The organism is Stenotrophomonas sp. SAU14A_NAIMI4_5, assembly GCF_003086795.1.
Taxonomy (GTDB): domain Bacteria; phylum Pseudomonadota; class Gammaproteobacteria; order Xanthomonadales; family Xanthomonadaceae; genus Stenotrophomonas.
In genome coordinates, this window is record NZ_CP026003.1 from 2,339,573 (window position 1) to 2,362,006 (window position 22,434).

General features: G+C 67.5%; 18 protein-coding genes and 3 pseudogenes. 5 read left to right on the top strand and 16 right to left on the bottom strand.

What is annotated here, in order from left to right; translation table 11 throughout:
- Positions 1 to 19: 19 nt before the first annotated feature.
- The 5 genes from C1925_RS10955 to C1925_RS10975 all read right to left on the bottom strand — a co-directional run bounded on the left by C1925_RS10955 (position 20) and on the right by C1925_RS10975 (position 4,891).
- Complete coding sequence (locus C1925_RS10955; protein WP_108768892.1) at positions 20 to 973, bottom strand: alpha/beta hydrolase; 954 nt, start codon at positions 971 to 973, stop codon at positions 20 to 22.
- Between the two features lie 112 nt (positions 974 to 1,085).
- Entirely contained in the window at positions 1,086 to 1,415 is a 330-nt protein-coding gene (locus C1925_RS10960; protein ID WP_108768893.1) for a hypothetical protein, read from the bottom strand.
- Between the two features lie 85 nt (positions 1,416 to 1,500).
- Positions 1,501 to 3,144, bottom strand: coding sequence for an MFS transporter (locus C1925_RS10965; protein WP_108768894.1), 1,644 nt, complete (start codon positions 3,142 to 3,144; stop codon positions 1,501 to 1,503).
- A complete protein-coding gene (locus C1925_RS10970; RefSeq protein WP_108768895.1) occupies positions 3,138 to 4,469 on the bottom strand; it encodes an alginate export family protein in 1,332 nt (443 codons plus the stop codon). The genes C1925_RS10965 and C1925_RS10970 overlap by 7 nt, the downstream gene beginning before the upstream one ends.
- An 80-nt stretch (positions 4,470 to 4,549) precedes the next feature.
- Complete coding sequence (locus tag C1925_RS10975; protein WP_108768896.1) at positions 4,550 to 4,891, bottom strand: hypothetical protein; 342 nt, start codon at positions 4,889 to 4,891, stop codon at positions 4,550 to 4,552.
- A gap of 226 nt (positions 4,892 to 5,117) precedes the next feature.
- Here C1925_RS10975 and C1925_RS10980 point away from each other — a divergent pair, with 226 nt between their 5' ends.
- Entirely contained in the window at positions 5,118 to 8,147 is a 3,030-nt protein-coding gene (locus C1925_RS10980; protein ID WP_108768897.1) for a sensor histidine kinase, read from the top strand.
- 1 nt (position 8,148) lies between these two features.
- The gene (locus tag C1925_RS10985; protein ID WP_108768898.1) at positions 8,149 to 8,799 is read left to right on the top strand and encodes a response regulator transcription factor; all 651 of its coding nucleotides are present in this window, start codon (positions 8,149 to 8,151) and stop codon (positions 8,797 to 8,799) included.
- A 25-nt stretch (positions 8,800 to 8,824) separates the two neighbouring features.
- Here C1925_RS10985 and C1925_RS10990 read toward each other — a convergent pair whose 3' ends face one another.
- On the bottom strand, positions 8,825 to 9,337 hold the full coding sequence (locus tag C1925_RS10990) for a hypothetical protein (RefSeq protein WP_108768899.1): 513 nt from the start codon (positions 9,335 to 9,337) through the stop codon (positions 8,825 to 8,827).
- Between the two features lie 173 nt (positions 9,338 to 9,510).
- Here C1925_RS10990 and C1925_RS10995 point away from each other — a divergent pair, with 173 nt between their 5' ends.
- Positions 9,511 to 10,278: a tetratricopeptide repeat protein gene (locus tag C1925_RS10995; protein ID WP_108768900.1), complete on the top strand. Its 768-nt coding sequence runs from the start codon at positions 9,511 to 9,513 to the stop codon at positions 10,276 to 10,278.
- Positions 10,279 to 10,445: 167 nt separating this feature from the next.
- Here the strand turns inward: C1925_RS10995 and C1925_RS11000 are convergent.
- Positions 10,446 to 10,892 (bottom strand): annotated as a pseudogene (locus tag C1925_RS11000) (PHB depolymerase esterase); the annotation flags it as partial.
- On the opposite strand from C1925_RS11000, the pseudogene C1925_RS11005 reads away from it, so the two are divergent.
- Positions 10,890 to 11,558, top strand: a pseudogene (locus C1925_RS11005) (ATP-binding protein); the annotation flags it as partial. The pseudogenes C1925_RS11000 and C1925_RS11005 overlap by 3 nt on opposite strands.
- A 4-nt stretch (positions 11,559 to 11,562) precedes the next feature.
- Here the strand turns inward: C1925_RS11005 and C1925_RS11010 are convergent.
- Positions 11,563 to 12,237 carry a response regulator transcription factor gene (locus tag C1925_RS11010; RefSeq protein WP_108768901.1) on the bottom strand — a complete coding sequence of 225 codons (675 nt, stop codon included), beginning with the start codon at positions 12,235 to 12,237 and terminating at the stop codon, positions 11,563 to 11,565.
- A 129-nt stretch (positions 12,238 to 12,366) separates the two neighbouring features.
- On the opposite strand from C1925_RS11010, the pseudogene C1925_RS11015 reads away from it, so the two are divergent.
- Positions 12,367 to 14,016: pseudogene (locus tag C1925_RS11015) on the top strand (fatty acid--CoA ligase).
- Between the two features lie 156 nt (positions 14,017 to 14,172).
- On the opposite strand, the gene C1925_RS11020 reads toward C1925_RS11015, so the two are convergent.
- The 8 genes from C1925_RS11020 to C1925_RS11055 form a co-directional block, all read right to left on the bottom strand.
- Positions 14,173 to 16,533 carry a TonB-dependent hemoglobin/transferrin/lactoferrin family receptor gene (locus C1925_RS11020; protein WP_108768902.1) on the bottom strand — a complete coding sequence of 787 codons (2,361 nt, stop codon included), beginning with the start codon at positions 16,531 to 16,533 and terminating at the stop codon, positions 14,173 to 14,175.
- Between the two features lie 126 nt (positions 16,534 to 16,659).
- Positions 16,660 to 18,111: a DUF2271 domain-containing protein gene (locus C1925_RS11025; RefSeq protein ID WP_108768903.1), complete on the bottom strand. Its 1,452-nt coding sequence runs from the start codon at positions 18,109 to 18,111 to the stop codon at positions 16,660 to 16,662.
- A 111-nt stretch (positions 18,112 to 18,222) separates the two neighbouring features.
- Entirely contained in the window at positions 18,223 to 19,128 is a 906-nt protein-coding gene (locus tag C1925_RS11030; protein WP_108768904.1) for an EF-hand domain-containing protein, read from the bottom strand.
- 30 nt (positions 19,129 to 19,158) lie between these two features.
- The gene (locus C1925_RS11035) at positions 19,159 to 19,956 is read right to left on the bottom strand and encodes a DUF4198 domain-containing protein (protein WP_108768905.1); all 798 of its coding nucleotides are present in this window, start codon (positions 19,954 to 19,956) and stop codon (positions 19,159 to 19,161) included.
- Between the two features lie 145 nt (positions 19,957 to 20,101).
- Positions 20,102 to 20,350 (bottom strand): hypothetical protein, encoded by a 249-nt coding sequence (locus C1925_RS11040; protein WP_108768906.1) that lies wholly within the window; start codon positions 20,348 to 20,350, stop codon positions 20,102 to 20,104.
- A 28-nt stretch (positions 20,351 to 20,378) separates the two neighbouring features.
- Entirely contained in the window at positions 20,379 to 20,669 is a 291-nt protein-coding gene (locus C1925_RS11045) for a hypothetical protein (protein WP_108768907.1), read from the bottom strand.
- An 83-nt stretch (positions 20,670 to 20,752) separates the two neighbouring features.
- Complete coding sequence (locus C1925_RS11050) at positions 20,753 to 21,001, bottom strand: hypothetical protein (RefSeq protein WP_108768908.1); 249 nt, start codon at positions 20,999 to 21,001, stop codon at positions 20,753 to 20,755.
- Positions 21,002 to 21,162: 161 nt separating this feature from the next.
- Positions 21,163 to 22,350 (bottom strand): YbfB/YjiJ family MFS transporter, encoded by a 1,188-nt coding sequence (locus C1925_RS11055; RefSeq protein ID WP_108768909.1) that lies wholly within the window; start codon positions 22,348 to 22,350, stop codon positions 21,163 to 21,165.
- Between the last annotated feature and the right edge of the window lie 84 nt (positions 22,351 to 22,434).

Genomic DNA, 22,434 nt, shown 5'->3' on the forward strand with positions numbered 1-22,434 from the left:
ATACCGGGGCCCCTGTCGCTTACTTTTCCTGCAGGAAGGTCAGCAGGTCCTGGTTGACCTTGTCCTTGTGGGTGTCGGTCAGGCCGTGCGGCGCACCCGGGTACACGATCAGCTTCGCACCCTTGATGAGCTTGGCCGACTGGCGGCCGGAGATGTCGATCGGCACGATCTGGTCGTCATCACCGTGGATGACTAGGGTCGGCACGTCGAACTTCTTCAGGTCGGCGCGGAAGTCGGTGGCCGAGAACGCGGCGATCGAGTCGTAGGTGTTCTTGTGGCCACCCTGCATGCCCTGCGCCCACCAGGCGTCGATCAGGCCCTGCGAGACCTTCGCACCCGGGCGGTTGAAGCCGTAGAACGGGCCCGACGGGATGTCCTTGTACAGCTGCGCGCGGTTGTCCATCTGCGCCTTGCGGATGGCGTCGAACACTTCGATCGGCAGGCCATTGGGGTTGTCGGCCGTCTTCAGCATGAAGGGCGGCACCGAGCTGATCAGCACGGCCTTCTTGACCCGGCCGGTGCCATGGCGGCCGATGTAGCGCGCCACTTCGCCGCCGCCGGTGGAGAAGCCGACCAGGGTCACATCGTGCAGGTCGAGGGTGTTGATCACCGTGGCCAGGTCGTCGGCGTAGTGATCCATGTCGTTGCCATCCCAGGGCTGGCTGGAACGGCCGTGGCCACGACGGTCGTGCGCGATCACCCGGTAGCCATGGTTGGCCAGGAAGATCATCTGCGATTCCCAGCTGTCCGAGTTCAGCGGCCAGCCGTGGCTGAAGGTGACGACCGGGCCGTCCTTCGGGCCCCAGTCCTTGTAGTACAGCTGCACGCCATCGGCGGTGGTGATGTAGCTGGCGGTGCGCGCGATGCTGGTGACGGCGGCCGGCGTGGCCGGTTCGGCAGCCTGGGCGGACAGGGCGGCCTGGACCGACAGGGCCAGCGCGGCAGCGGCCAGGGTGCGGGTGATCGTTTTCATGGGGGAACTCGCTTGGGTGGGTGGTGTGGGACGTACTTTGCGCCGATGTTCGGGCGTTTCGGTGATGTATGGTCCGCAATACTTGATAGATCGTCTTGCACCGATGTGCGGATCAGCGCCGCATGCAGGCGGCTGCGTCGCAACCGCTGGCGGCGATGCGCCCCTTCTCCAGCACCAGGATCCGGTTGGCCGCCCACAGCCCGCACGACACCGCGATGCAGGCGCAGCGGGCAGGCGCCTTCGGCTTTTCCCAGAGCAGTTCGAAGTAGCCTTCGCCGATCCGCCCGCGGATGGTGCCGGCGTCTTCGTGGTGCACCGATCCGCTGCAGGTCAGCCCACGGTGCAGGCCCCAGGTCTGCAGCTCGGGCAGTGACTTCGAGCGCAGCGCTTCGTCGACCAGCTGCGTGAGGCCTGTGGATGAGTGGATTGCCAGGGACTGCATCGGAGAATTCCGGAAGGGCTCATGTGCGCAAGGCGTCCGTTGGGGCGCCCTGCGGTCTAACGCATTGCTGCAGACAACGGCGTTGTCAGATGTCCTGGTGGTGGTGTGCCGGCGGGGTCACGGGCGCATCGCCGCCGCCCACGAAGTGGCGGACCACGGGGGCACGCTCGCCCTTGTGCAGTGCCCGCAGCGCTTCCTGGATCTGCTTGTCGTCGGCGGTGATGCGTTCGTGCTGGCGCAGGTGTTCCAGCCAGGACGCCGCAACGAAATATTCCAGGTGGATGCCCGGGCTGGCGACATCCTCGACCACACCCCAGACCACGGCACCATCGCGGCGGCGGATGATGCCCAGCTGGTGCATATGCTTGTGGAAGGCCGCGCGGTCTGCTTCGTCGATGCGGTACTCGAGGGTGACCAGCACCGGGCCGCGATCATGCGAGACGGCTACCGACAGCTCCGGTGCGGGCCAGTGCCCGGCCGGACGCAGGTTCAGTTCCTCGGTGCCGGCAATGCGTACGCGCCACACCAGCAGGCCACCGACCGCCGCACCGATGGCGGCCACCAGCAGGGCCAGCTCCGGCGAGGTCTTCTGGGCCAGGGCGCCCCAGCTCAGGCCACCGGCGGCCATGCCGGCCGAGAAGATCATGATGTACAGCGCCAGGGCGCGCGCACGCACCCAGGCCGGCACCGACGTCTGCGCCGCGATCTGCAGCGAGGACAGCACGGTGATCCAGGCAAAACCATTGATCATCATCACCGGCGGCAGCAGATACCAGCTGCGCAGCAGCGCCAGGCCCACCAGGCTGCCTGCCAGGGCGAGCGTGGCCAGCAGCACCAGCATGTCGCGGTCGAGCCTGGCACGCAGCTTGGGCAGCAGCAGTGCGCCGCCGACCGCGCCGATGCCGATGCAGCCCAGCAACATGCCGTACTGCCCTGCCCCGCCGTGCATCTGGCCGCGCACCACCACCGGCAGCAGCGCGTTGGCGGCGGCGGCAAAGAAGAAGAAGCCGACCGACTTGATCAGCACCGCCTGCAGCTTGCCGGCCTTGGTGGCGTAACGGATGCCTGCCTTAAGGCCGGCACCGAAGCCTTCCGGCGGCAGGCTGGACGCGGTCGCGTCGCGCTTCCACGCCCACACCACCGCCAGCATGGCGGCAAAGGTGATGGCGTTGAAGGCAAACGCGTACATGGCACCGAGCTGGGACACGATGACGCCGCCGATGGCCGGGCCTATCGAGCGTGCGATGTTGATGCCGATCGAGTTGAGTGCAACCGCCGACGCCAGCATCGGCTGCGGCACCAGTTCGGACACGATCGCGGCCTGGGCCGGCATCGCCATCGCCGCGCCGCAGCCCATGCAGAACGTCAGCAGTACCAGCAGTTCCGGGCTGAGCATCTGCAGGTGGGTCAGCACGGCCATCACCAGTGCTACCAGCAGCATCCAGCCCTGGGTGAATATCAGGTACCTGCGGCGGTCGACGATGTCAGCAAGCGTGCCGGCGGCCAGCGCCAGCAGCACGATCGGCACCGTGGTGGCTGACTGCACCAGGGCCACCATCAGCGGCGAGCCGGTGCGCTCGGCCATGACCCAGGCCGCGGCCACGTCATTGACCCAGGTGCCGATGTTGCTGGCCAGGATGGCCAACCACAGCGATCGGAACATGCCGATCTTCAGCGGGGACCAGGCACCGGCCTGGGAAGAGTTCTGTGATGCGGCTGCAGTCACCATTGCCATGCTCCAACGATTGAGGCGAACAGCGTGTCCTGGCCGCCGGCCTGCTTCAGTGCAGGACCCGCATCCATCCAGGCCAGCTGCAGCTGCCATTGCCAGTGTTCGCTGGCCTGCCAGCGTGTTTCGGATTTGTATTGATTGCCGATGCGACGGGGGCCGCCTGCCGTACCGGGCAGTGCCACCAGCGGCGTCGGCGTGGTGTAGACCGCGTCAGCGCGACGGTGCTTCCAGGCCAGCTGCACGCCCAGTTCGGTGGTCACCTTTTCATGCAGGCGCAGGGCCAGCGTGGGTTGGATGTCCATCAGGTTGGCCGGCGCCAGCAGGCTGGCTTCGCTGAAGTACGCCGACTTCGGGTACAACGCGTTGAACGTGCCCAGGCGACCATCGTGCAGGTTGCCATCGCCGCTGGCGATATCCGCCTTGACGCCCAGCCGCGGCTGCAGCGGCACGTTCTGCCACTGCCAGCCGGTGTCGGTGGCGACCGTCCAGGCACGGATGTCCAGGTCGGCCGCCGCCGTACGCAGTTCACCGCCCTGGGCGACCAGTTCGGTGTTCCAGTCCAGGGCGCCTGCATGGCCGAACCAGCGCGCACCCACGGTCTGCCGGCGCTCGATGCCGCTGCCGGCGGCGAAGCGGCCTGCCTCCCGGCGGTAGTCGAGCAGGTACAGGTCCCACTGGCCCGGTCCGTGGCCGGGGGCGGTGGTGGCGTAGGCGCCCCACAGATGCGCACCGTGCTCGCCACGGTCATCGAAGGCACCGGGGCGGTTCTCGACCGCGCGCAGCGCCATCAGGTCCAGCTTGCCCAGGCGACCGGCCCAGCCGACGCGTGCACCGTCGAACGCAAGGCGGATGTTCGGCCCGTCTCGCACCGACAGCAGCCGCGAGCTGCCATAGCCGGCTTCCTGACGGCCCAGCTGCACGTGCATGCCGTTGTTTTCCCAGCGCCAATAGGCCTGCTGGATGTCCAGTGCGCCGCGGTCGGTCTTGCCCGGGCCGCCGGCCTTGCCTTCTTCGGCATGGGCGCCCAGCTGCAGCATGGCCTGCCAGTTGTCCTGGCGGTACCGCGCCGATGCGAGGGCGCGCAGCAGTCCATAGCCGTCCTCGCTTTCGCCGATGCCGAACCGGGTCGGGTCGTAGTACATGCCGCGCAGGCGCAGCGAGGCATCCAGCTGCAGCTGGCCATCGCCGACGTCGGTGCAGGCGCCGCCATCACAGGCCAGCGCCAGTGACGGCGTGGCCAGCAGGGCCAGGGGCAGAAGTACCGCACACTGGCGGGCAGCCTTCGCTGGCCGCGTGGCTTCGGAGGGAACGGTGTGGGCCATCGACCGCAGGGGTTCGTGGGGGCAGCACAGCTTGACGGTGTTTCGCGTGGCGGCGTAGCCCTGTTGGATGGCCGCGTTGATTACTCTTTCGGGTTACGTGCGGCGCCAACCAGGTCGATCACGCGCCGGCCAAAGGAGCAGGCATCGAGGGAATACGCGCCCGGCCCAAGCAGCAACAGGCCCAGCGGAAGCAGGACCAGAGCGGTCAACGGCCCGCTCCAAAGCATCACGCCGGTTGCCAGCAGCACGGCGAACAGGGTGAGCCATCCGGCCGCGACCAGCGCCGAGACCAGCAGCGAGACGGCGGTGTGCCACGGGTCATCGCCGATCGACAGGCACAGCGACGCGGCCAGGCACAGGCGCATCCAGAGCAGCCCGATGCCGGGCGCCCTGTCAGGGAACATCACGTAAAGCCGCTGCAAGATCGCTCCCCCTGAGCCATGAAGCGCATTAGTAGCCGGTGTAATCGGTATCCGCCTGCCCCGAACGGGGTATATCGCGCCCATGCGCGGCACCGGCAGCTACTGCCAATGCGTTATGGCTGCCCTCTGCAACCGGGTGCTAAGCTCGCCCCGCTCCTGCTGGCTGGCCGCTGTCCGCGCACCGGGAGCCCTCCCCTACCTCGCCGCATCCCCGCAGTATTTCCGCATGATCCTCTGCCGCGCCGTCACCCGCCGCGCCATCCGGGTGCTCATCCTGAGCGCGCTGCTGGCCGTGTGTTCCGTTGCCTGGGCCACGCAGCATCCGCCGGTCCACGTGGGTTTCAGCGGTTACAACCACACCGCGTGGCGGGCCGGTCAGGGCGCACCGGGCGATATCTGGGATATCCAGCAGGACGAAACCGGCAAGCTCTGGCTGGCCACCGGCTCGGGTCTCTACACCTTCGATGGCCAGCGCTTCGAGCGCCAGGAAAGCGTGGCCGGCGCCGATGCGCCCTCGCTGAACATGATCACCCTGTTTGCCGACCGCCCGGGCAGCATGTGGATCGGCTACTACCACGCCGGCATCGGCCACCTCACCGGCGGGCGACACCTGAAAACGTACCAGCGCGCCGAAGGCGTGCCCCCCGGCGTGGTCTCCAGCTTTGCCTATGACGACCAGGGTGTGCTTTGGGCCGCCGTGGAACAGGGCCTTCGCCGCTTCATCAACGGCCGCTGGGAGAAGCTGCCGGCCTCGATGGGCGTGCCCGAGCGACGTGGCCATTGGCTGCTCAATGACTCACGCGGCACCTTCTGGGCACTGGTGGGGCAGCAGGTCTGGTACATCCCCAAGGGCGGCGCGCGATTCATCGCCACCGGCATCGGCGTTGCACAGATGTCCACGCTGGCCGAGAGTCCGTCCGGCGAAATCTGGCTGGCCGACCGCGGCCGCGGCACGATGCCGATTGCCGATGCCCACGGCATGCTGCCGGAGACCGAGCGTGAGGCGCGCCGCCTTCCCGATATCGTTGCCAGCCGCCTCGTCTTCACCTCCGATGGCGTGATGTGGGCGCCGATGCGCGGTATCGACGGTATCGGCGGCACCGCACGGGTGATCTTCGACGGCAAGACCGCGGTGTCGATGGAAACCTTCAACGTCGCCCAGGGCCTGACTTCGCCAGCTGCGGTGCCGGTGTTCGAGGATCGCGAAGGCAACATCTGGATCGGCACCAATCTCGGCCTCAGCCGCTTCCGCGCGCAGAGCGTTCGCACGCTCACCGAGGGGCCGAACGATCCGTATCGTGTGGTCAGCCGCAATTCCGCGGGCGACCTGCTCGGCTATGGCGAAGATCCCGTGCCCTACGCGCTGCAGCGGCAGACGGTGGGCCTGTCGCGCGCCGGCCTGCAGGCCGCGGCGCTCGCCAACCGCACACCGTTCTGGCAGTTTGAATGGACCAACCTGGTGCTGCGGCGTGGGCGCGAACTGCAACGCATCCCGTTCCCGGGTACGGCCGAAGGCCTGCAGCCGCAGGCGCTGTATTTTCCCAATGCGCACGAAGCCTGGGCCTGCGTGCAGGGCACCCTGCTCAGCCACTACGACAACGGCGCGTGGCTCAGCCCGGTAGACCTGCAGCGCAACAGCTGCAGCGCCTTGGCGCCGGATGGTCGCGGCGGCCTCATCGCCGGGTTTGCCGATGGCGCCGTCGCGCTCTACGACGGTACGCGGCTGCAGACCCTGGGCAAGAAGGACGGCCTGGACGTCGGGCCGATCACCGCGATCCTGGCGGAGGGTAACCTGCTGCTGGTCGCAGGTGAGAAAGGCCTGGCCATCCGCCGCGGCGCTTCGGCATTCGGCGCGGTCCGCACCGATATTGCCGGCGTCCTGGAAGGCATCACCGGCATCGTGGTGGATCGGTCACGGCAGCTCTGGCTCAACGGCGGCCGCGGCCTTGTGCGGCTCGATCTTTCCACCGCACTGGAAAGCGCGACCCAGGGCGTCGTGGTCTCCCCGCGCCTGTTCGATGATGTCGATGGCATGCCGGGCGTCGCACTGCAGAGCGGGCCGCTGCCCACCGCCCAGCTTGCGCCGGATGGCCTGCTGTGGCTCGGCACCAACCAGGGCCTGGCGTGGCTGGATACCTTGAAGCCCAACCGCAGCCGCTCGGCGCCGGTCACCAGCATCGGCAACGTCCACTATGGCGATGAGCAGGCGCCGCTGGCGGACGGCGCGACGATCCCCGCAGGCATCACCCAGCTGCAGATCGATTTCATCGCCCAGTCGCTCGCGCGGCCGGAACGCAATCGCTACCGCTATCGCTTGTCGCGCGTCGATGCGGGCTGGCGTGATGCCGGCAGTGCCACCACGGCCTACTACACCAACCTCGGCCCGGGCACCTACACATTCGAAGTCATCGCGGCCAGCGAGGATGGCGTCTGGGGCACCGCGCCGACCGCCGCCAGCTTCACCATCGAACCGCTGCTGACGCAGACATTCTGGTTCCGCAGCCTGGTGGCCATCGCCCTCATCCTGCTGGTTGCCGCGGCCGCGCGCATGCGTGCACGCAACATCACCGCGCTGGTGAAGGCGCGCTACGAGGAACGCCTGCATGAGCGCGAGCGCATCGCCCGCGACCTGCACGACACCCTGCTGCAGGGCAGCCAGGGCCTGCTGCTGCGTCTGCATGCCATCAGCGTGATGCCTGCCCTGCCCCCCGGCGCGCAGGAACGACTGGAGTCGGCCATGCAGGCCGCCGAGGACAGCCTGCGCGAGGGTCGCGACCGGGTTACCGCACTGCGCCAGGAAGCGGACAACCGCGCCGACCTCGCCGCGGCCCTGTCGGAAGTCTTCAGCCAGCACACCCAGCCCGATGACCGCCGGCTGCGCGTGACCGTGGAAGGCGAACCCACGCGCATCCGCACCGAGGCGCTGGAAGAAATCTACCTGATCGGCCGCGAGGCGATCCGCAACGCCATCGAACACGCGCACGCGTCTGCGATCGAGGTCGAGATTGGCTACGGCACCACTTTCCGCCTGCATGTGCGTGACGATGGCCAGGGCATGGAGCCGGACCGGGTGCGCGAAGGCCACTGGGGACTGCAGGGCATGCGTGAACGTGCCCTTCGCTTGGGCGCCGCGTTGAAGATCTGGTCGCGGCCGGGACTGGGCACCGAAGTCGCGCTGTCCATTCCCACGCACCGCTTGAACCAGACCCGCGCGGCGACGCCGTGGTCGCGCCTGCTGAAACGGCTGAGGAGCTGACATGAACACCCCGATCCGCATCCTGGTGGTGGACGATCACCCCCTGCTGCGCGAGGGCCTGCTGGCCCTGCTGCAGAGCAGCCCCGACATGGAGCTGGTGGCCGAGGCCGGTGATGGCGTGCAGGCCGTCAGCGCGTACCTGGAACACCGCCCGGACGTGGTACTGATGGACCTGCAGATGCCGCGCATGGATGGCATCGAGGCGATCGCCCGCATCCGCGCCACCTCGCCGGAGGCCCGCATCATCGTGCTGACCACCTACAGCGGCGATGCCAAGGCGGTGAAGGCACTGCACGCCGGTGCAAGCGCCTACCTGCTGAAGGACATGCTGCGCCACGAACTGCTGTCGACCATCCGCCTGGTGCACTCGGGAAAACGCGTGCCGCTGCCGGCCGAGGTGGCGACCAATATCGCCGCGCATGTCACCCACGACGCGCTGTCACCGCGGGAGATCGAGATTCTGGTGCTGGTTGCTGCCGGCAGTTCCAACAAGCGGATTGGCGATCAGCTGGGCATTTCCGAGCAGACCGTGAAAGCCCACATGAAGAACGCCATGAGCAAGCTTGGCGCGCGCGACCGGACCCATGCCGTGACGTTGTCGCTGCAGCGCGGGATCCTCAGCCTGGGCGAGGACAGCGTGGATCAGGGCTGAGCGGCGGATGGCAGCGGGCCCCTCGTCAATCCGAATACCAGTAACGATTGAACCGTCTGGTCTTCCGGTCGTACACGAAGTAAGAGGCAGCACTGCCGAACCTGAAGTAGTCCAGCACCTGGGCGCGGCTGCACACCTTGGCCTTGACCTCGGGACCATCGTTCAACGCGAAATAGTCGTAGCATCCTGCGGGCTCGACCAGCAATCCCATCACGTCGTATCCCAGTGCGTCGTCGACCACGGCCAGCACGTGGCACTCGCGGGACGCCTTCGGGTGCTTCGATGCAAGGCAGATGCGCAGCCCTGAGCGATGGCCGACAGGATCGGTGACAAGCATGGCTTCGTCCATGAGGCCGTCGCCATTCATGTCGAGCGTTGCGCTGGCAAAGGCGGTGGGTAGATCGTTGCGCCATGCGTCCTGCCTGAGGTGGTCAAGGTCGGCCGGCATCCAGGCGTCGGCGCGGGTTGCGGGCGGGCCCGCCGCAGCGGAACCCGCAAGGAGGATGGCGGAAAGAAGCACGATGCGCGTTCTGGACATTGCCTTTCCATTCTCTGGACGGTTGTGCGGATTCTGCGCCGCTTTCCGTCCGTCCATGGGGTAGGAAAACGACCCATCCAGGAGTAGGAAAAGTCTGATCTGCGTCAATCCGGCGAAGCGGGAGACGCGATCCCTTTATAGTTCCAACCCTCAGAGCGAACTGCCGGCACACCATGCCCTACATCGGAATCGGACTCCACTTCATCGCGGCCATCTACTTTGCCGTGCATGCCATCCGCTCAGGCCAGAGCCTGTACTGGCTCCTGCTGCTGTTCTCGTTCCCGCTGCTGGGCAGCCTGGTCTATTTCGTGGCGATCTATCTGCCGGAAATCCGCCATTCACACGGTGCCCGCCAAGTGGTTCACTCGGCGAAGCAGTTCATTGACCCAGGCAAGGGCCTGCGTAATGCGCGGGCAGAGCTTGACCGCACGCCGACCGTGCAGAACCGCGTGCGCCTTGGCATGGAGCTGCTGGGTTCCGGCCAGGCCGAGGAGGCCAGGACGCTGCTGGAACAGGCCGCCAGCTCCCCGCTGGGCGATGACCCCTACATCCTGACCGGCCTGGCGCGTGCGCGGCTCGAGTCCGGGCATGCCGCGCTTGCCGTGGAGACGCTGGAAGGTCTGTTCGCCCGCCACCCGGATGTGCGCCGCAAGCCCGAGCAGACCCTGCTGTACGCGCAGGCCCTGGCTGACAGCAACGCCCCGGCCGCCCGGGCGGCCTTCGAACGTGCCGTGGAATGCGGCAATGATGCTGCGGCGCGCTGCCTGTACGCCGAGTGGCTGCTGGCCCAGCCGGATGCGGCGGACCGCGAGAAGAGCCGCAGTCTGTTTGCCAGCATCCTGGACGACGCTCGGCACTGGTCGCGCCATGCGCGCAGCCACAACGCGCCGTGGCTGGAGCGTGCCAAGGCGAGGATGAAGGAGCTGGAACGGGCGCGTTGAGCGGGCCTGGTTGATCGGCGGCCCTGGTCGAGCAAGCTCGACCGCTACCAAAACCATGCGCCAGTGCGGAAGCATGCGGCCGCCGCACTGGCGATGGTCCCCCAGCCTTTTGTCGAGCATGGCGCTGTAAAAGCCAGTCGAGCATGGCTCGACTCTACAAAACTGCGTCAGCGCTGGTTGTCCTTGAGGAACAGCCAGGTGATCAGGGTGGCATCCGGCCCCTGCGGGTCGGTGAACGGCAGGCCGGACTGGCTGCCGCTCCAGGCATGGCCCATGCCCTGCACCACGTAGTGCTGGGCGAGGATCCTGCCGTTGTAGGCGTAGGTATCCACCGTGTACGCGCGGCCGCCCGGCACCTGGCCGTGGTACGTGCTGGTCGGCACGTACTTCACCGAGTCGTTGTCCACGCCATCGTCGGCCAGGTCATTGGTCTGCAGGAACTGGCGCACCGCCTGCTGCCCGTTGATCGGGTTCACCGTGGTATCGGCCGTGCCATGGAAGACCAGCACCGGCAGCGGTCGCGGCTTCGGCGAACCCGAGCACTGCCAGGCCAGGCGCCCGTTGCTGTCCGGCGAGTAGATGCTGCCGGCCAGCAGCGCATAGGCACCGCCGGTGTACGCCGCCAAGGCGAGCGGCTGTCGATCGGCGTGCATGACAGTGGTCCCGGCATCGCACAGGAGCAGCAGGGGGTGGTGTTCGAGGAGTTCCACCGGGTCGACCGCAGCAATGGCCAGGGCCTGGGGCTAGGCCTTACCATCGCCCACCGCATCGCGGCGCTGCTGCATGCGCCACTGCAGCTGCGCAGCGTGCCCGGTCGCGGGTCGGCCTTCTCGATCAGCGTTTCGCGGGCAACGCCGCCGGAGGTGCCGCGCAGCGCGCCGGTGAGCGGTGGCAGCAGCACCATCAAGGGCCTGCGCGTGCTGGTGGTCGACAACGATGCCGAGGCACTGGAGGCGATGCGGCAGATGCTGCTGGCCTGGGGCTGCGATGTCGTTGCGGTGGCCGATGCCGCTGCGTTGCAGGATTCGGCCGGGGACGCGGCGCTGTGGCTGTTCGATTACCACCTCGATGACGGCGACACCGGCGTGGCGCTCTGGCAGCGACTGGTCGCGACCCATGGGCCGCGGCCGACGGTGATCCTCAGCGCCGATACCGGCAGCGACACGCGCGAGGCGGTGCGCGGCGCCGGGCTCTCGCTGTTGAACAAGCCGTTCAAGCCGCTGGCGCTGCGCTGGGCGATCAACCACCTGCTGGCGGCGCCGAACACCCTGCCCGCCTGATCGATCAGGCGTCCTGCGCGTCTTCGATGTGCCGCGAAGGGTCGCTCAGACCCATTTCGTGCAGCACACGAATGGCCTGGGCGCGGTTGCGCACGCCCAGCCGCTCCATGATGCGGGTCATGTGCGCCTTGACCGTGCGCAGCTGCACGCCAAGGCGGTCGGCGATCTGCTTGTTGAGGAGGCCCTCGGCCACCAGCCCCAGTACCTTGTACTGGTGCGCGGACAGGCTGGCCAGGCGCGCGGCCAGGTCGGCATCCTTGCTGAAGGGCGCCACGCGTGCGACCGGCTCACGCAGGATCGCGGGAATCCAGCGCTCCCCCTCCAGCACCGACTGCAGGGCCAGCTGCAGTTCGCTCAGCCCTGAGCTCTTGGGCAGGTAGCCGGCGGCGCCCAGATCGATCGCGCGGCGGATGACCTGCGGTTCCTCGTTGGCCGAGACGATGATGATCGCAAGCCCCGGCTGCAGGGCGCGGATGGTGGCCAGCCCTGCCAGGCCGTGGTTGCCCGGCATGTGCAGGTCCAGCAGCATCAGGTCGATCGACTGGCGTTCCAGGGTTTCCAGCACGCTGTCCAGCGAATCGGCTTCGCTGATCTGCAGATCGGTGACGGCCTCTTCGGCCGCGCGGTGCAGCGCAGCGCGGAACAGCGGGTGGTCGTCGGCGATAAGCAGGGTTGGCATGTTCAAGCGAGATTAGCAAAACATCCGCGGTCGGGCACGGGTACCTAGGTACGCTGGTGCGCGTCTACCGGATTGCTAACGTGGCTGCATGAAAAACGGCCGCTGATGCGCCACCCACAAGGACCGTCCATGTCATCGACCCCCGCCGCACACCCGTCCGCCGTCGAGGCGCACGCCTATCCGCTGCTGATCAAGCAGCTGCTGCTCACGCCACTGGCGGTGAACCCCGGGCAGGAAATCGTCTACGGCGACAACGTGCGCTTCGACTACCGCACCCTGCAGGCGCGCATCGGCCAGCTGGCCGGCCTGCTCACCTCGCTGGGGGTGAAGCCCGGCGACACCGTGGCGGTGATGGACTGGGACAGCAACCGCTACCTGGAGAGCTACTTCGCGGTGCCGATGATCGGCGCTGTGCTGATGATGGTGAACATCCGCCTGGCGCCGGAGCAGATTGCCTACACACTCAATCACAGCGGTGCGCGGGTGATCCTCGCCAACCGCGAGTTCCTGCCGATGCTGGCCGCCATCGAGGAGCACCTGCCCGACCTGCGCACCCGCATCCTGCTCGACGATGCCGAGGGCGAACTGCCCGCCGGTTTCGTGACCGAGTACGAGGCCGGCCTGCGCGCTGCCACGCCCGTCACGGCGTTCCCGGACTTCGACGAGAACACCCGCGCGACCGTGTTCTATACCACCGGCACCACCGGACTGCCGAAAGGCGTGTATTTCAGCCACCGGCAGCTGGTGCTGCATTCGCTGGCGGCGATGGCGGCGCTGGGCAGCGCGGCCAGCCAGGGGCGCATGCATCGCGGCGACGTGTACATGCCGATCACCCCGATGTTCCATGTGCATGCGTGGGGCGTGCCCTACGTGGCGACCCTGATGGGCATCAAGCAGGTCTATCCGGGCCGTTACCTGCCCGGCAACCTGCTGGCCCTGATCGACCGCGAGAAGGTGACGTTCTCCCACTGCGTGCCTACCATCCTGCACATGCTGCTGGAACACCCCAGCGCGGCACAGATCGACCTGAGCCAGTGGAAGGTGATCATCGGCGGCGCGGCCCTGCCACGGGCACTGGCGCAGCGTGCGCTGGCGCTGGGCGTCGACATCTTCGGGGGGTATGGCATGTCCGAGACCTGCCCGCTGTTGACGCTGGCGTAGATCGATGTGGACGCGCTGGACGATGCGGAGGAGGAACTCTCGCTGCGGACCAAGGCGGGCATTCCGGTGCCGCTGGTGGACCTGCGCATCGTCGAACCAGAGATGCAGGACGTGGCCCACGACGGCGTCGCCACGGGTGAGGTGGTGGTGCGCGCGCCCTGGCTGACCCAGGGCTACCTGCACAACCCTGATGCATCGGCCGCGCTGTGGGCCGGTGGTTACCTGCACACCGGGGATATCGGCAACATCGATGCCGGTGGCTACCTGCGGGTGACCGACCGCATCAAGGATGTGATCAAGACCGGTGGCGAATGGATCTCTTCGCTGGCACTGGAGGACATCATCGCCCTGCACCCGGCAGTGAACGAGGTGGCGGTGATCGGTATCGCCGACACGAAATGGGGCGAGCGCCCCCTGCCCCTGGTGGTGCGGCATGCAGGACGCGAGGTGAGCGAGGCCGAGATCATCGAGCTGATCGCCGCGCGCAGCCGTGCGGGTGATCTTTCCCGCTATGCGATTCCCGAACGGGTTGCGTTCGTGGAGTCGCTGGAACGAACCAGCGTGGGCAAGATCAACAAGAAGAAGCTGCGCGGGCTGCATGACCCAAGCACCGTCTGACGCCAACCAAACCGCGTGGACCGGCCGGTTCATCCACGCATGGCGTGGATCTACCAAGGCGGAACTCCCTCAGTAGATCCACGCCGTGCGTGGATGCGTTCCGTGCAACGGGGTCGGAGCCCTTTCCTGCGGAAAGGGATCCGACCCCTGCCCTGCTTACAGGAAGTCGTAGCTCAGGGTGAGGCGCACGTTGCGGCCCGGCTGCGACCAGCGGCCGATGCCATCAGGGCTGGTTGCACCCTGGAAGATCGCGGTACCTGCACCCGCCGTACGCACGCGGTTCCACAGGTAATACTCCTTGTTGAACACGTTGTAGACGCCGGCCGTCAGGTTGATCTTCGGGGTGATGGCGTAGCTGCCGAACACATCCAGCAGGGTGTACTCGCGCGCCTTGTAGGCGTAGACCGGCACCACTTCAACGCCGTAGCTGCCGTTGGTGATGCTCTTGCCGTAGTCCGACGGATCCTTGCGCTGCTGGTGGGTGATGTTGGCGGTGACGCTCCAGCGGCGCGACGGCGCGTTGTAGGTCAGGCCGCCCACGGCCTTGGCCGGGATGATGCTGGCCAGCGGCTCGCCGTCGTTGTCGGTGCCTTCGTTGTACGAGTAGGCCACGCGGGCCAGCCAGTCATCGGCCAGCAGCCACATGCCTTCGGCTTCCACGCCCTTCACTTCCACGTCGCCGCGGTTGATCGGCATGGTGTAGGTGTAGCCGTTGCTGACCACGCCGCGACTGTTGCGGTACTGGATGCCTTCGTCGGCCAGGTACTGGGCGGTGTCGATGAAGTTGCTGTACTTGTCACGGAACACCGACACGCCAACGCGCAGGCGATCGCTCTGGAAGCGCCAGCCCATTTCCAGGTTCAGGCTGCGCTCGGCGTCCAGGTCCGGGTTGCTCCGGCCATCGGGCAACGACACGGTAGCGCCGTCGGACACGCGGGTGTAGTCGGTGCTGGACGCGCTGCCGTACATGTCATTCACGCCCGGCGCGCGGAAGCCGCGGCCGCCCTGCACCCACAGCGACTGGGTGTCGGTGAACTTGAATTCGGCGCCCAGGTTCCAGGTTGGCGAAGAGAACTTGGAGACGCCGACGCTGCCTGCGTCGTCCTCGTAGCCCGACTGGCCATTGCCACCGGCCGAGGTCTCCGGGGTGTACTTGTAGCTGTCGTAGCGCAGGCCGCCGGTCAGGCTGAGGCGGTCGTCGAGCAGGCGCACGCGGTCACGCACGTAGGCGGTCAGGTCGGTCTCGCGGGTGTCCGGCCACAGCGACGGATCGGTATCGCGGGTGAACAGGCTGCCATCGTTGCCCCAGCGCGAGTCCACGGAGTTCCAGTGGATTTTCGCCTGCTGCCAGGCGGCACCGTAGACGATGTCATGGCGCAGGCCGGCGGCTTCAAGGCTCTTGTCGAAGTCCAGGGCGACGCGGTTGCGCTTCTGCGTGTCCCAGCGGTTTTCCTGGCGCGAGCACGGATCGGTGGTCGAGCAGCGGGTGCCATAGGTGGCCGCGGTGCCGTTGGCCACCAGCACGTTGGTCTGGCCCTGGATGTAGTTCTTCTGGTAGTCGGCGGTGGCTTCCATGCTGTCGAACAGCGCGTTGTCCGCGCGCCAGGTGTACTTCAGGCCGTAGCGGTCGCGATCGCTGCGGTCTTCGGCGCTGCGGAAGAAGTACGAACCGGTACCATCGCTGCGGGTCCAGTTGTCGACATCGTTGGTGGAGCGGGCGCGCTCATACACCACGCCCAGGGTCTGGGTGTCGGTGGCCAGGAAGTTGACCTTGAACAGCAGGTTGTCGCTCTCGCGGTCGACCGGATCGGGCGTGCGGCGGCCCGGGCCAAGGCGATCGATGGTGGTGTCGTACCAGGATTCGGTCTCGTGGCCATCGCGCTTGGTGTAGACCAGCAGCGACTCGAACCTGCCGGTGCGGTTGGCCAGGGTCAGCGAACCCATGTTCTCGTCGCTGGAACCGGTGTAGCCGTACTTCACCGAACCGAAGCTGTCGTTGCCGCTGGCCTTGAGGAAGTCGGCCGGGTCCTTGGTGGTGAACATCACCGCGCCGCTGAGCGCACCGCTGCCGGCGGTGATCGCGTCGGCACCCTTGATGATCTCCACCGTCTTCACTGCTTCCAGATCGACGCTGCCGCGGCCGGAACGGAAGAATTCATAGGGCTGGTAGGTGCCCGGGTCCATGCTCTGCGGGAAGCTCAGGCCGTCCAGGGTGATGGACACGCGGTCGGCTTCCATGCCGCGGATGTTGAAGCCGTTGAAACCGGCGCGACCGAGATCGACCATTTCCACGCCGGGCACGTACCGGATGGCGTCCTCCATGCTCTGCGCTCCCTGCTGCTGCAGGTTCTTGGCCGACAGCGTGGTGACGTTCTGGTTGTCGGATTTCTTGCGCGTCTCGGTCACCTGGATGGTGTCGAGGGTGCTGTCGGCTTCAAGCGTGGCCGCACGGGCGAGGGCCGGCACGGCGAGGCTGGTGGCGACGGCCAGGGCCAGCAGTGAGGGTTGCAGTTTCATCGGGAACTCCGCAGTTGTGGAAGGTGGTTGTGCCCGTGGGCGATGTGGCCCGGGGCGTTCCTGGCTGCGGAGCGCCGGGGTGCGGCGCGGTCTGCGTTGCTGGGAGTAATCGGGAATGGGGTGTGGCTAGGGCCTGGAGACCTGCAGGCTGCCGATCTCGCTGCTGCCTTGCGCCTTGGCGGGAAGACCGCCGCCCTGGCCGGTATCGAACGGCACGGACAGGAATTCGTGCCCCCCGCCCTGCCGCGCGGCCTCGACCTGCACGCGGTACGCACCCGGCGGCAGCGCCTGGCCGCGATCATCGCGACCATCCCAGGCCACCGAATAGCGCCCGGGCATGCGGGTCGGCCGGGCGATGCCCTGGATGGCCGGCAGATCGTCGCGGCCGTAGTGGCGCCACCACTGCGGCAGATCCTGCAGATAGCGGGAGCGCTCGCCCAGCACCAGCAGCTGGCGCACCGGGCTGCCATCCTCGCGGGCGATCCACATCGCCAGATACGGCGCGTGATAGCGCTCGCTGGCGAGGTTGGGCACCTGGTAATCGATGACCAGCTGCTCAGGCGCAGTGGCTGCACCGTCTGTGGCCGCCAACAGGGCCGGCCAGCGCTGCGAGGCGAAGGCGGTACCGGTGTCGCTGAGGATGAGTGCGGCGACGTCCGGCATCGCATCGGCCAGTTCCAGCCCGGAGCGGATCGGCATCACCGACAGCGCAGTGGCCAGCGCATCGGCGCTGCTCGCATCGGGCGCCACCACCGTCGCCGACGGTGCGAACTGCATGGGCCAGCCCGACCAGGGGTCGAGAATGTGGCTGTACTGGCGACGGCCCACCGTGTAGCCCCGAGTCGCATGGCCGCTGGCCGCGATGGCCTGCGAGCGCAGCGCCACGGTGGCGAGCACGGGCCGGTTGTCACGCGGTGCGCGGGCATCGGCCACGCCCACCGGCCAGGGCTGCCCTGCCCCGCTGGCCTGCCAGTAACGGGCATCGCCGCCGATATCCAGGCCGATCGCGGTGGCGGCAGGTGCCGCTGCACGCGCGGCGGCAAGGGCGCGATCGATGATGTAACCCTTGGCGAGGGCAACGACATCGAACACCACTGCCTGCGGACGGGTCACCGGCGCGCGGTCATCAAGGCTGACGTCGGCATTGGCCGCAGCCGATGCCAATGCGCGCAGTTCCTCGCGCGTCGGCAGCGCGCCGCTCTCCTGGGCCTGCCGCCAACGCCGTGCCAGCGTACCCAGGCGGCAGCTGAAAAGCCCCTCAGTACGTGCCCGCCATTCCTCGCACAGACGCAGCACGGCGCGCAGATCGCCGGACAGTTGCTGCGGCGCGTTGCTGGCATTGAAGCGGCTGAGCTCGCTGTCCGCGCGCCAGCGGCTGAGCACGGCATCCAGTCGCTCGATCTCGGCCAGCGCCGCACGCTGGGCAGCCGCCGCCTGCGCTGCAGGTGCGTCGATGCGCAGGTCCAGCGAGGTGCCGAGCACATCGTCGCGGTGCAGTTCGGCAGCGCTGGCGCTGCCGGCATGCAGTCCGCACAGCGTTACGCAGGTCGCCAGCAGCAGGTTGGAAAAGGACGTCATCGAGGGCTCGATCAGGCACGGGGCCTCCCGGACCACCTGATGCAGGCGGCCCGGTCAGCAGAAAGAACAACGGTTGCAACGACGGGTCACCCGCGCGGGTGACCCGGGCAATCAACGGCGCGGTGCGGGTGCCGGCACCTTGGCGTCGGCCGCATCGACCACGCCATCCTTGTTGCGGTCGGCGGTTTCGAACAGTCGCTTGCCCGACACCTGGTACTCGGCGAAGGTCATGTGGCCATCCTTGTCACCGTCCAGCACGCCAAAGCGCACGTGCACCTGGCGGTCGCCGCCCTGGTCCAGCGCATCGATGCGGCGGTCCACGCGGGTCTCGAACTCGGCCAGGTACTCATCCAGGCTCAGCTGGCCATCGCCACTGCTGTCGGTGCGGGCGAACTGCGCATCGCGCACGCGCTGGTACTCGGCGCGGTCGACCTTGCCGTCACCGTTCTCGTCGTACAGCTCGAGGAAGCCGGCCGCGGTGTGGCTGGTCGGCATACCCAGGCGGCTGCGCTGCTGGTTGTCGAAGCGCTGCGCGCCGGCCGCGGTCTTCGCTTCGCGCTGCGGTGCGGCCTTGGCATCCGCGCCCTTGCTGGCCAGCGCCTTCTGCCCACCCTGCCAGGTCTTCTCACCGGCGGCATCGAACTCGGCGCGCGAGACCTGGCCATTCCTGTCGGTGTCCAGCGCAGCGAAACGGGCCTTGGTCTGCTCGACCTGGGCGGCGCGTTCGCGCTCGATCTCGGCGGCCACGCGGGCATCGAACTCGGCCACGTATTCGGCTTCTTCGATGGTGCCGTTCTTGTCGGTATCGGTGGCGTCGAAGCGGGTGCGGCGGAAGGTCTCGAACTCGTCCCAGGTCACGCGGCCATCGCCGTTGTCATCGTGCTCGGCGATGAAGGCCAGCACGTTGTTGCCGTGGCCTCCCACCAGCGGACGCGGGCCGGGCGCGGTCTGTGCGGAGACAGCGGAAGAAAGCAGCAGCGCGGCAACGCACGCACTGGCAAGCACGGTGGTTTTCATGTCGACCTCGAAGGCGGTGTTACGGGGAAATCAGGGATTCAGCACGCGGAACGAGAGCGTGACGCTGTTGCTGTACTCGGCCACCGGCGCGCCGGCGGGCGCAGCGGTGCGGTGGCGGGTCAGCGCGATCCAGGTGCCGGCTGCGGACAGCGGCAAGCGCACGTGCCCGGCGGCATCACTCTTCAGGTTGACCACCTGCGGCGTGCGGTCCGAGCTCCACACCGCCTCGGTGACTTCCACGGCCTGGTCGGCCAGCGGCTTGCCGTCGTACTGCACGATGAAATCGAAGGTCTCGCCCACGTACAGATCGTTGGGATGGGTGACCGGTACCAGCTCCACGCCCTTGTTGCGCGGCGCCAGCGCGGCGCGGTCGGGATTGCCGACGGTGACGTAGCTGTCGGCCTGGGTGAGCGACTGGAAATCGGAGATCACCTTGGCACCGGTCGGAATCTTCACCGCCGGGTCGCGCGAACTCTCGCGCTTGCCATTCTGTTCCCAGGTGCGGAACAGCGCACCCAGGCGCGGGCCGGTGCTGAGGCGGTAGGTGCCCGTGCCTGCCGGCAGCGTGTACTCGGCCACGGTGCGGGTCTTCATCACCTGCGAGGCCAGCGGCGCCTGCTTGCCATCCGGGCCGGTCACGGTGAACTGGCTGTCATCGAACGCGGTTTCAGGGACGAAGAAGGTCTCGGCGAACGAGGCGTCGATGGCAACGGTCTGCCCTGCACGCGGCGCGAAGTTGCTGGGCACCAGATAGGGCGTATGGGCGTGTGCCGGCAGGGATGCAGCCATCGCCAGCGCGGCGGCGGCGAGCAGGGAAAGAGTCTTCATGGGGCCTTCGTGTCGGTGAGCGTGGGCGCTGGCGAGACGAAGGTCCGGGGCTGGCGGACGGAATGCTATGCCAAATGAGATTAGTTATCAATTGGTGAAATCTGGCGAAATGTATCACCGGGCATCGCAGTTCACCGCCCCGCCCTCAGCGCACGTTGCCGAGGGCGACCAGGAAACCGATCAATGCCAGCCCATAGCCGGCCAGCAGTGCGCCGCCGACAAGCCTTCGCTTGGGTCCGCCCACCGCAATCGACAGGATGACGCAGGCGATGGACGCCGCCGCACCGAGCAGAAATGCCTGGAACAACCCATTGCCGCCGAGAGACCCGCGCCAGGCCAGGAACCCGGCGCATGCCAGTGCGATGGCCGCTGCCAAGGCCCAGAGAATCTTCATGGGGTCACCTGGGATTCGCTCCGGATGGCTATGCGCGCACCAGCGCCATCCACCGGTAGCCCACATACACGGCACCGGCGGCAATGGGCAGCAGGCTGATCCAGACCGGCAGTTTCAGCACGAAGAACAGCACGACGCTGGCGACCAGTACCACGACCGAAACCGCGATCACCCAGCCGTTGAACACCACGACATCGGCCGCGTCCTCATCCCAGCGGTTGGACGGCCGCCCCTTCACGGCGCGATGGCGGCGCAGCATCCAGACATCGATGAAGAAGTCCGCGATGCCTTCCAGCAGGTCCCCGATGAAGCCAGACATGTTCAATCCTTGAGCGTCGGCGCGTGGTGCCGATCTTCAACGTCGACTGCGCTGGCCGTCAAGCGTGACCGCGCCGCCGCCCCTCAGCGAACATTGCCGACGGCGACCAGGAAGCCGATCAATGCCAGCCCGTAGCCGGCCAGCAGCAGGCCGGCGACAAGCCTTCGCCTGGGCCCGCCCATCGCAACCGACAGGATGACGCAGGCGATGGACGCTGCCGCGCCGAGTAGAAATGCCTGGAACAGCCCGCTACCGCCGACCGACCCGCGCCAGGCCAGGAACCCGGCGCATGCCAGTGCGATGGCGGCTGCAGTGGCCCAGAGAATGTTCATTGGATCGCCTCGGCCCAGATATGGAGCGCTACGCGCGCAGCATCCAGACATCGATGAAGAAATCCGCGATGCCTTCCAGCAGGTCCCCGATGAAGCCAGACATGTTCAATCCTTGAGCGTCGGCGCGTGGTGCCGATCTTCAGCGTCGACTGCGCTGGCCGTCAAGCGTGACCGCGCTCCCTGCGATCGACCACATACAGCAGCAGCGCCCCGCAGCCCATCAGTACCGCCGTGGCCAGCAGCGCGCCCTGGTAGCTGCCGGTCGCCCTGGCCATGTACCCGGCGATGACCGGACCGATGATCTGTGCCACGCCATAGCCGAGGGTGATGCGCGCCATGGCCTTGGAGGGATTGGACGGCACATGGCGGCCAACTAGCGCCAGGGTGAGGCTGACGATGCCGACGAAGGTGGCGCCGAACAGCGCTGCCGACAACAGATTGATGGCCGTGCCGGACGAGACCGCAGGCAGCAGCATGCCGATGCCCTGCATTATGTAGGCCAGCAGCAGTGCCCGGGTGGCACCGAAGCGGCGGGCGATGCGGTCCCAGGCAAAGGTGGACGGCAGCGCGGCCACGCCGACGACAACCCAGACCCAGCCGCCCCTGCCCTGCAGCACGGGCAGCTTTTCAAGGATGGCGACGATGAAGGTGGCGCCGATGACGAAGCCGAAGCCCGCGCAGACATAGGCCGCGTTGAGCAGGCGCATCCACGCGGCGGACGTGGCCGGTGGAGCTGCACCCTGCGCAACCGCGGTGCTGGGCGCGGATGCCGGTGCGGGCATCCACAGCCAGGCCGGCACGAAGAACAGCAGGCCCAGCACGCCCAAGGCGATCCACTGCCCCGACCAGGTCAGCGCAGGCAGGGTCAACACCACCGCCGCACCGGACACCACGATGCCCAGCCCCATGCCGGTAAAGTGCAGGCCCAGGTCCGGGCGCCGCCCGCGCTGCAGCAGCCAGTTCAATACCAGGCCAGATGCCAGCAGCAGCCCGGCCACGCTGGACAGCCCCGACAGGAACCGCAGCACGCCCCAAGCCACCGGGTCGCGGGTCAGTCCCATGGCCACGGTACTGGCCACGGCCACCACCAGGCCGATGCAGTAGAGCACGTACTTCCGGCGGAGATCGCCCGCCGATGCCGCCAGCAGCGTGCCGGCCATGTAGCCGGCGTAGTTGATGGCAGCCAGCCAACCGGCGGCGACGTAGTCCAGGCCGGCCTGCGCCTTCATGATCGGCAGCATCGGCGTGTAGGCGAATCGGGCGAGGCCGACGGTCAGCACCAGCGCGCAGATGCCAGCGAAGATGACCCGAAACGGCGTGGTGTTTCCATCAACAGCAGCTTGGTTCATCGCATCGTGTGCCGTCTTCGCCGGATCCGGGGGGCGCTGCCGATGGTACAGCGCTGGGCCGAAGCCGATGCCATGCCATTTCGA

Bases quoted from the DNA above. Each gene is read 5' to 3' on its own strand.
- C1925_RS10955 (WP_108768892.1), bottom strand. From the start codon at position 973: ATGAAAACGATCACCCGCACCCTGGCCGCTGCCGCGCTGGCCCTGTCG.
- C1925_RS10960 (WP_108768893.1), bottom strand. From the start codon at position 1,415: ATGCAGTCCCTGGCAATCCACTCATCCACAGGCCTCACGCAGCTGGTC.
- C1925_RS10965 (WP_108768894.1), bottom strand. From the start codon at position 3,144: ATGGTGACTGCAGCCGCATCACAGAACTCTTCCCAGGCCGGTGCCTGG.
- C1925_RS10970 (WP_108768895.1), bottom strand. From the start codon at position 4,469: ATGGCCCACACCGTTCCCTCCGAAGCCACGCGGCCAGCGAAGGCTGCC.
- C1925_RS10980 (WP_108768897.1), top strand. From the start codon at position 5,118: ATGATCCTCTGCCGCGCCGTCACCCGCCGCGCCATCCGGGTGCTCATC.
- C1925_RS10985 (WP_108768898.1), top strand. From the start codon at position 8,149: ATGAACACCCCGATCCGCATCCTGGTGGTGGACGATCACCCCCTGCTG.
- C1925_RS10990 (WP_108768899.1), bottom strand. From the start codon at position 9,337: ATGTCCAGAACGCGCATCGTGCTTCTTTCCGCCATCCTCCTTGCGGGT.
- C1925_RS10995 (WP_108768900.1), top strand. From the start codon at position 9,511: ATGCCCTACATCGGAATCGGACTCCACTTCATCGCGGCCATCTACTTT.
- C1925_RS11010 (WP_108768901.1), bottom strand. From the start codon at position 12,237: ATGCCAACCCTGCTTATCGCCGACGACCACCCGCTGTTCCGCGCTGCG.
- C1925_RS11020 (WP_108768902.1), bottom strand. From the start codon at position 16,533: ATGAAACTGCAACCCTCACTGCTGGCCCTGGCCGTCGCCACCAGCCTC.
- C1925_RS11025 (WP_108768903.1), bottom strand. From the start codon at position 18,111: ATGACGTCCTTTTCCAACCTGCTGCTGGCGACCTGCGTAACGCTGTGC.
- C1925_RS11030 (WP_108768904.1), bottom strand. From the start codon at position 19,128: ATGAAAACCACCGTGCTTGCCAGTGCGTGCGTTGCCGCGCTGCTGCTT.
- C1925_RS11035 (WP_108768905.1), bottom strand. From the start codon at position 19,956: ATGAAGACTCTTTCCCTGCTCGCCGCCGCCGCGCTGGCGATGGCTGCA.
- C1925_RS11040 (WP_108768906.1), bottom strand. From the start codon at position 20,350: ATGAAGATTCTCTGGGCCTTGGCAGCGGCCATCGCACTGGCATGCGCC.
- C1925_RS11045 (WP_108768907.1), bottom strand. From the start codon at position 20,669: ATGTCTGGCTTCATCGGGGACCTGCTGGAAGGCATCGCGGACTTCTTC.
- C1925_RS11050 (WP_108768908.1), bottom strand. From the start codon at position 21,001: ATGAACATTCTCTGGGCCACTGCAGCCGCCATCGCACTGGCATGCGCC.
- C1925_RS11055 (WP_108768909.1), bottom strand. From the start codon at position 22,350: ATGAACCAAGCTGCTGTTGATGGAAACACCACGCCGTTTCGGGTCATC.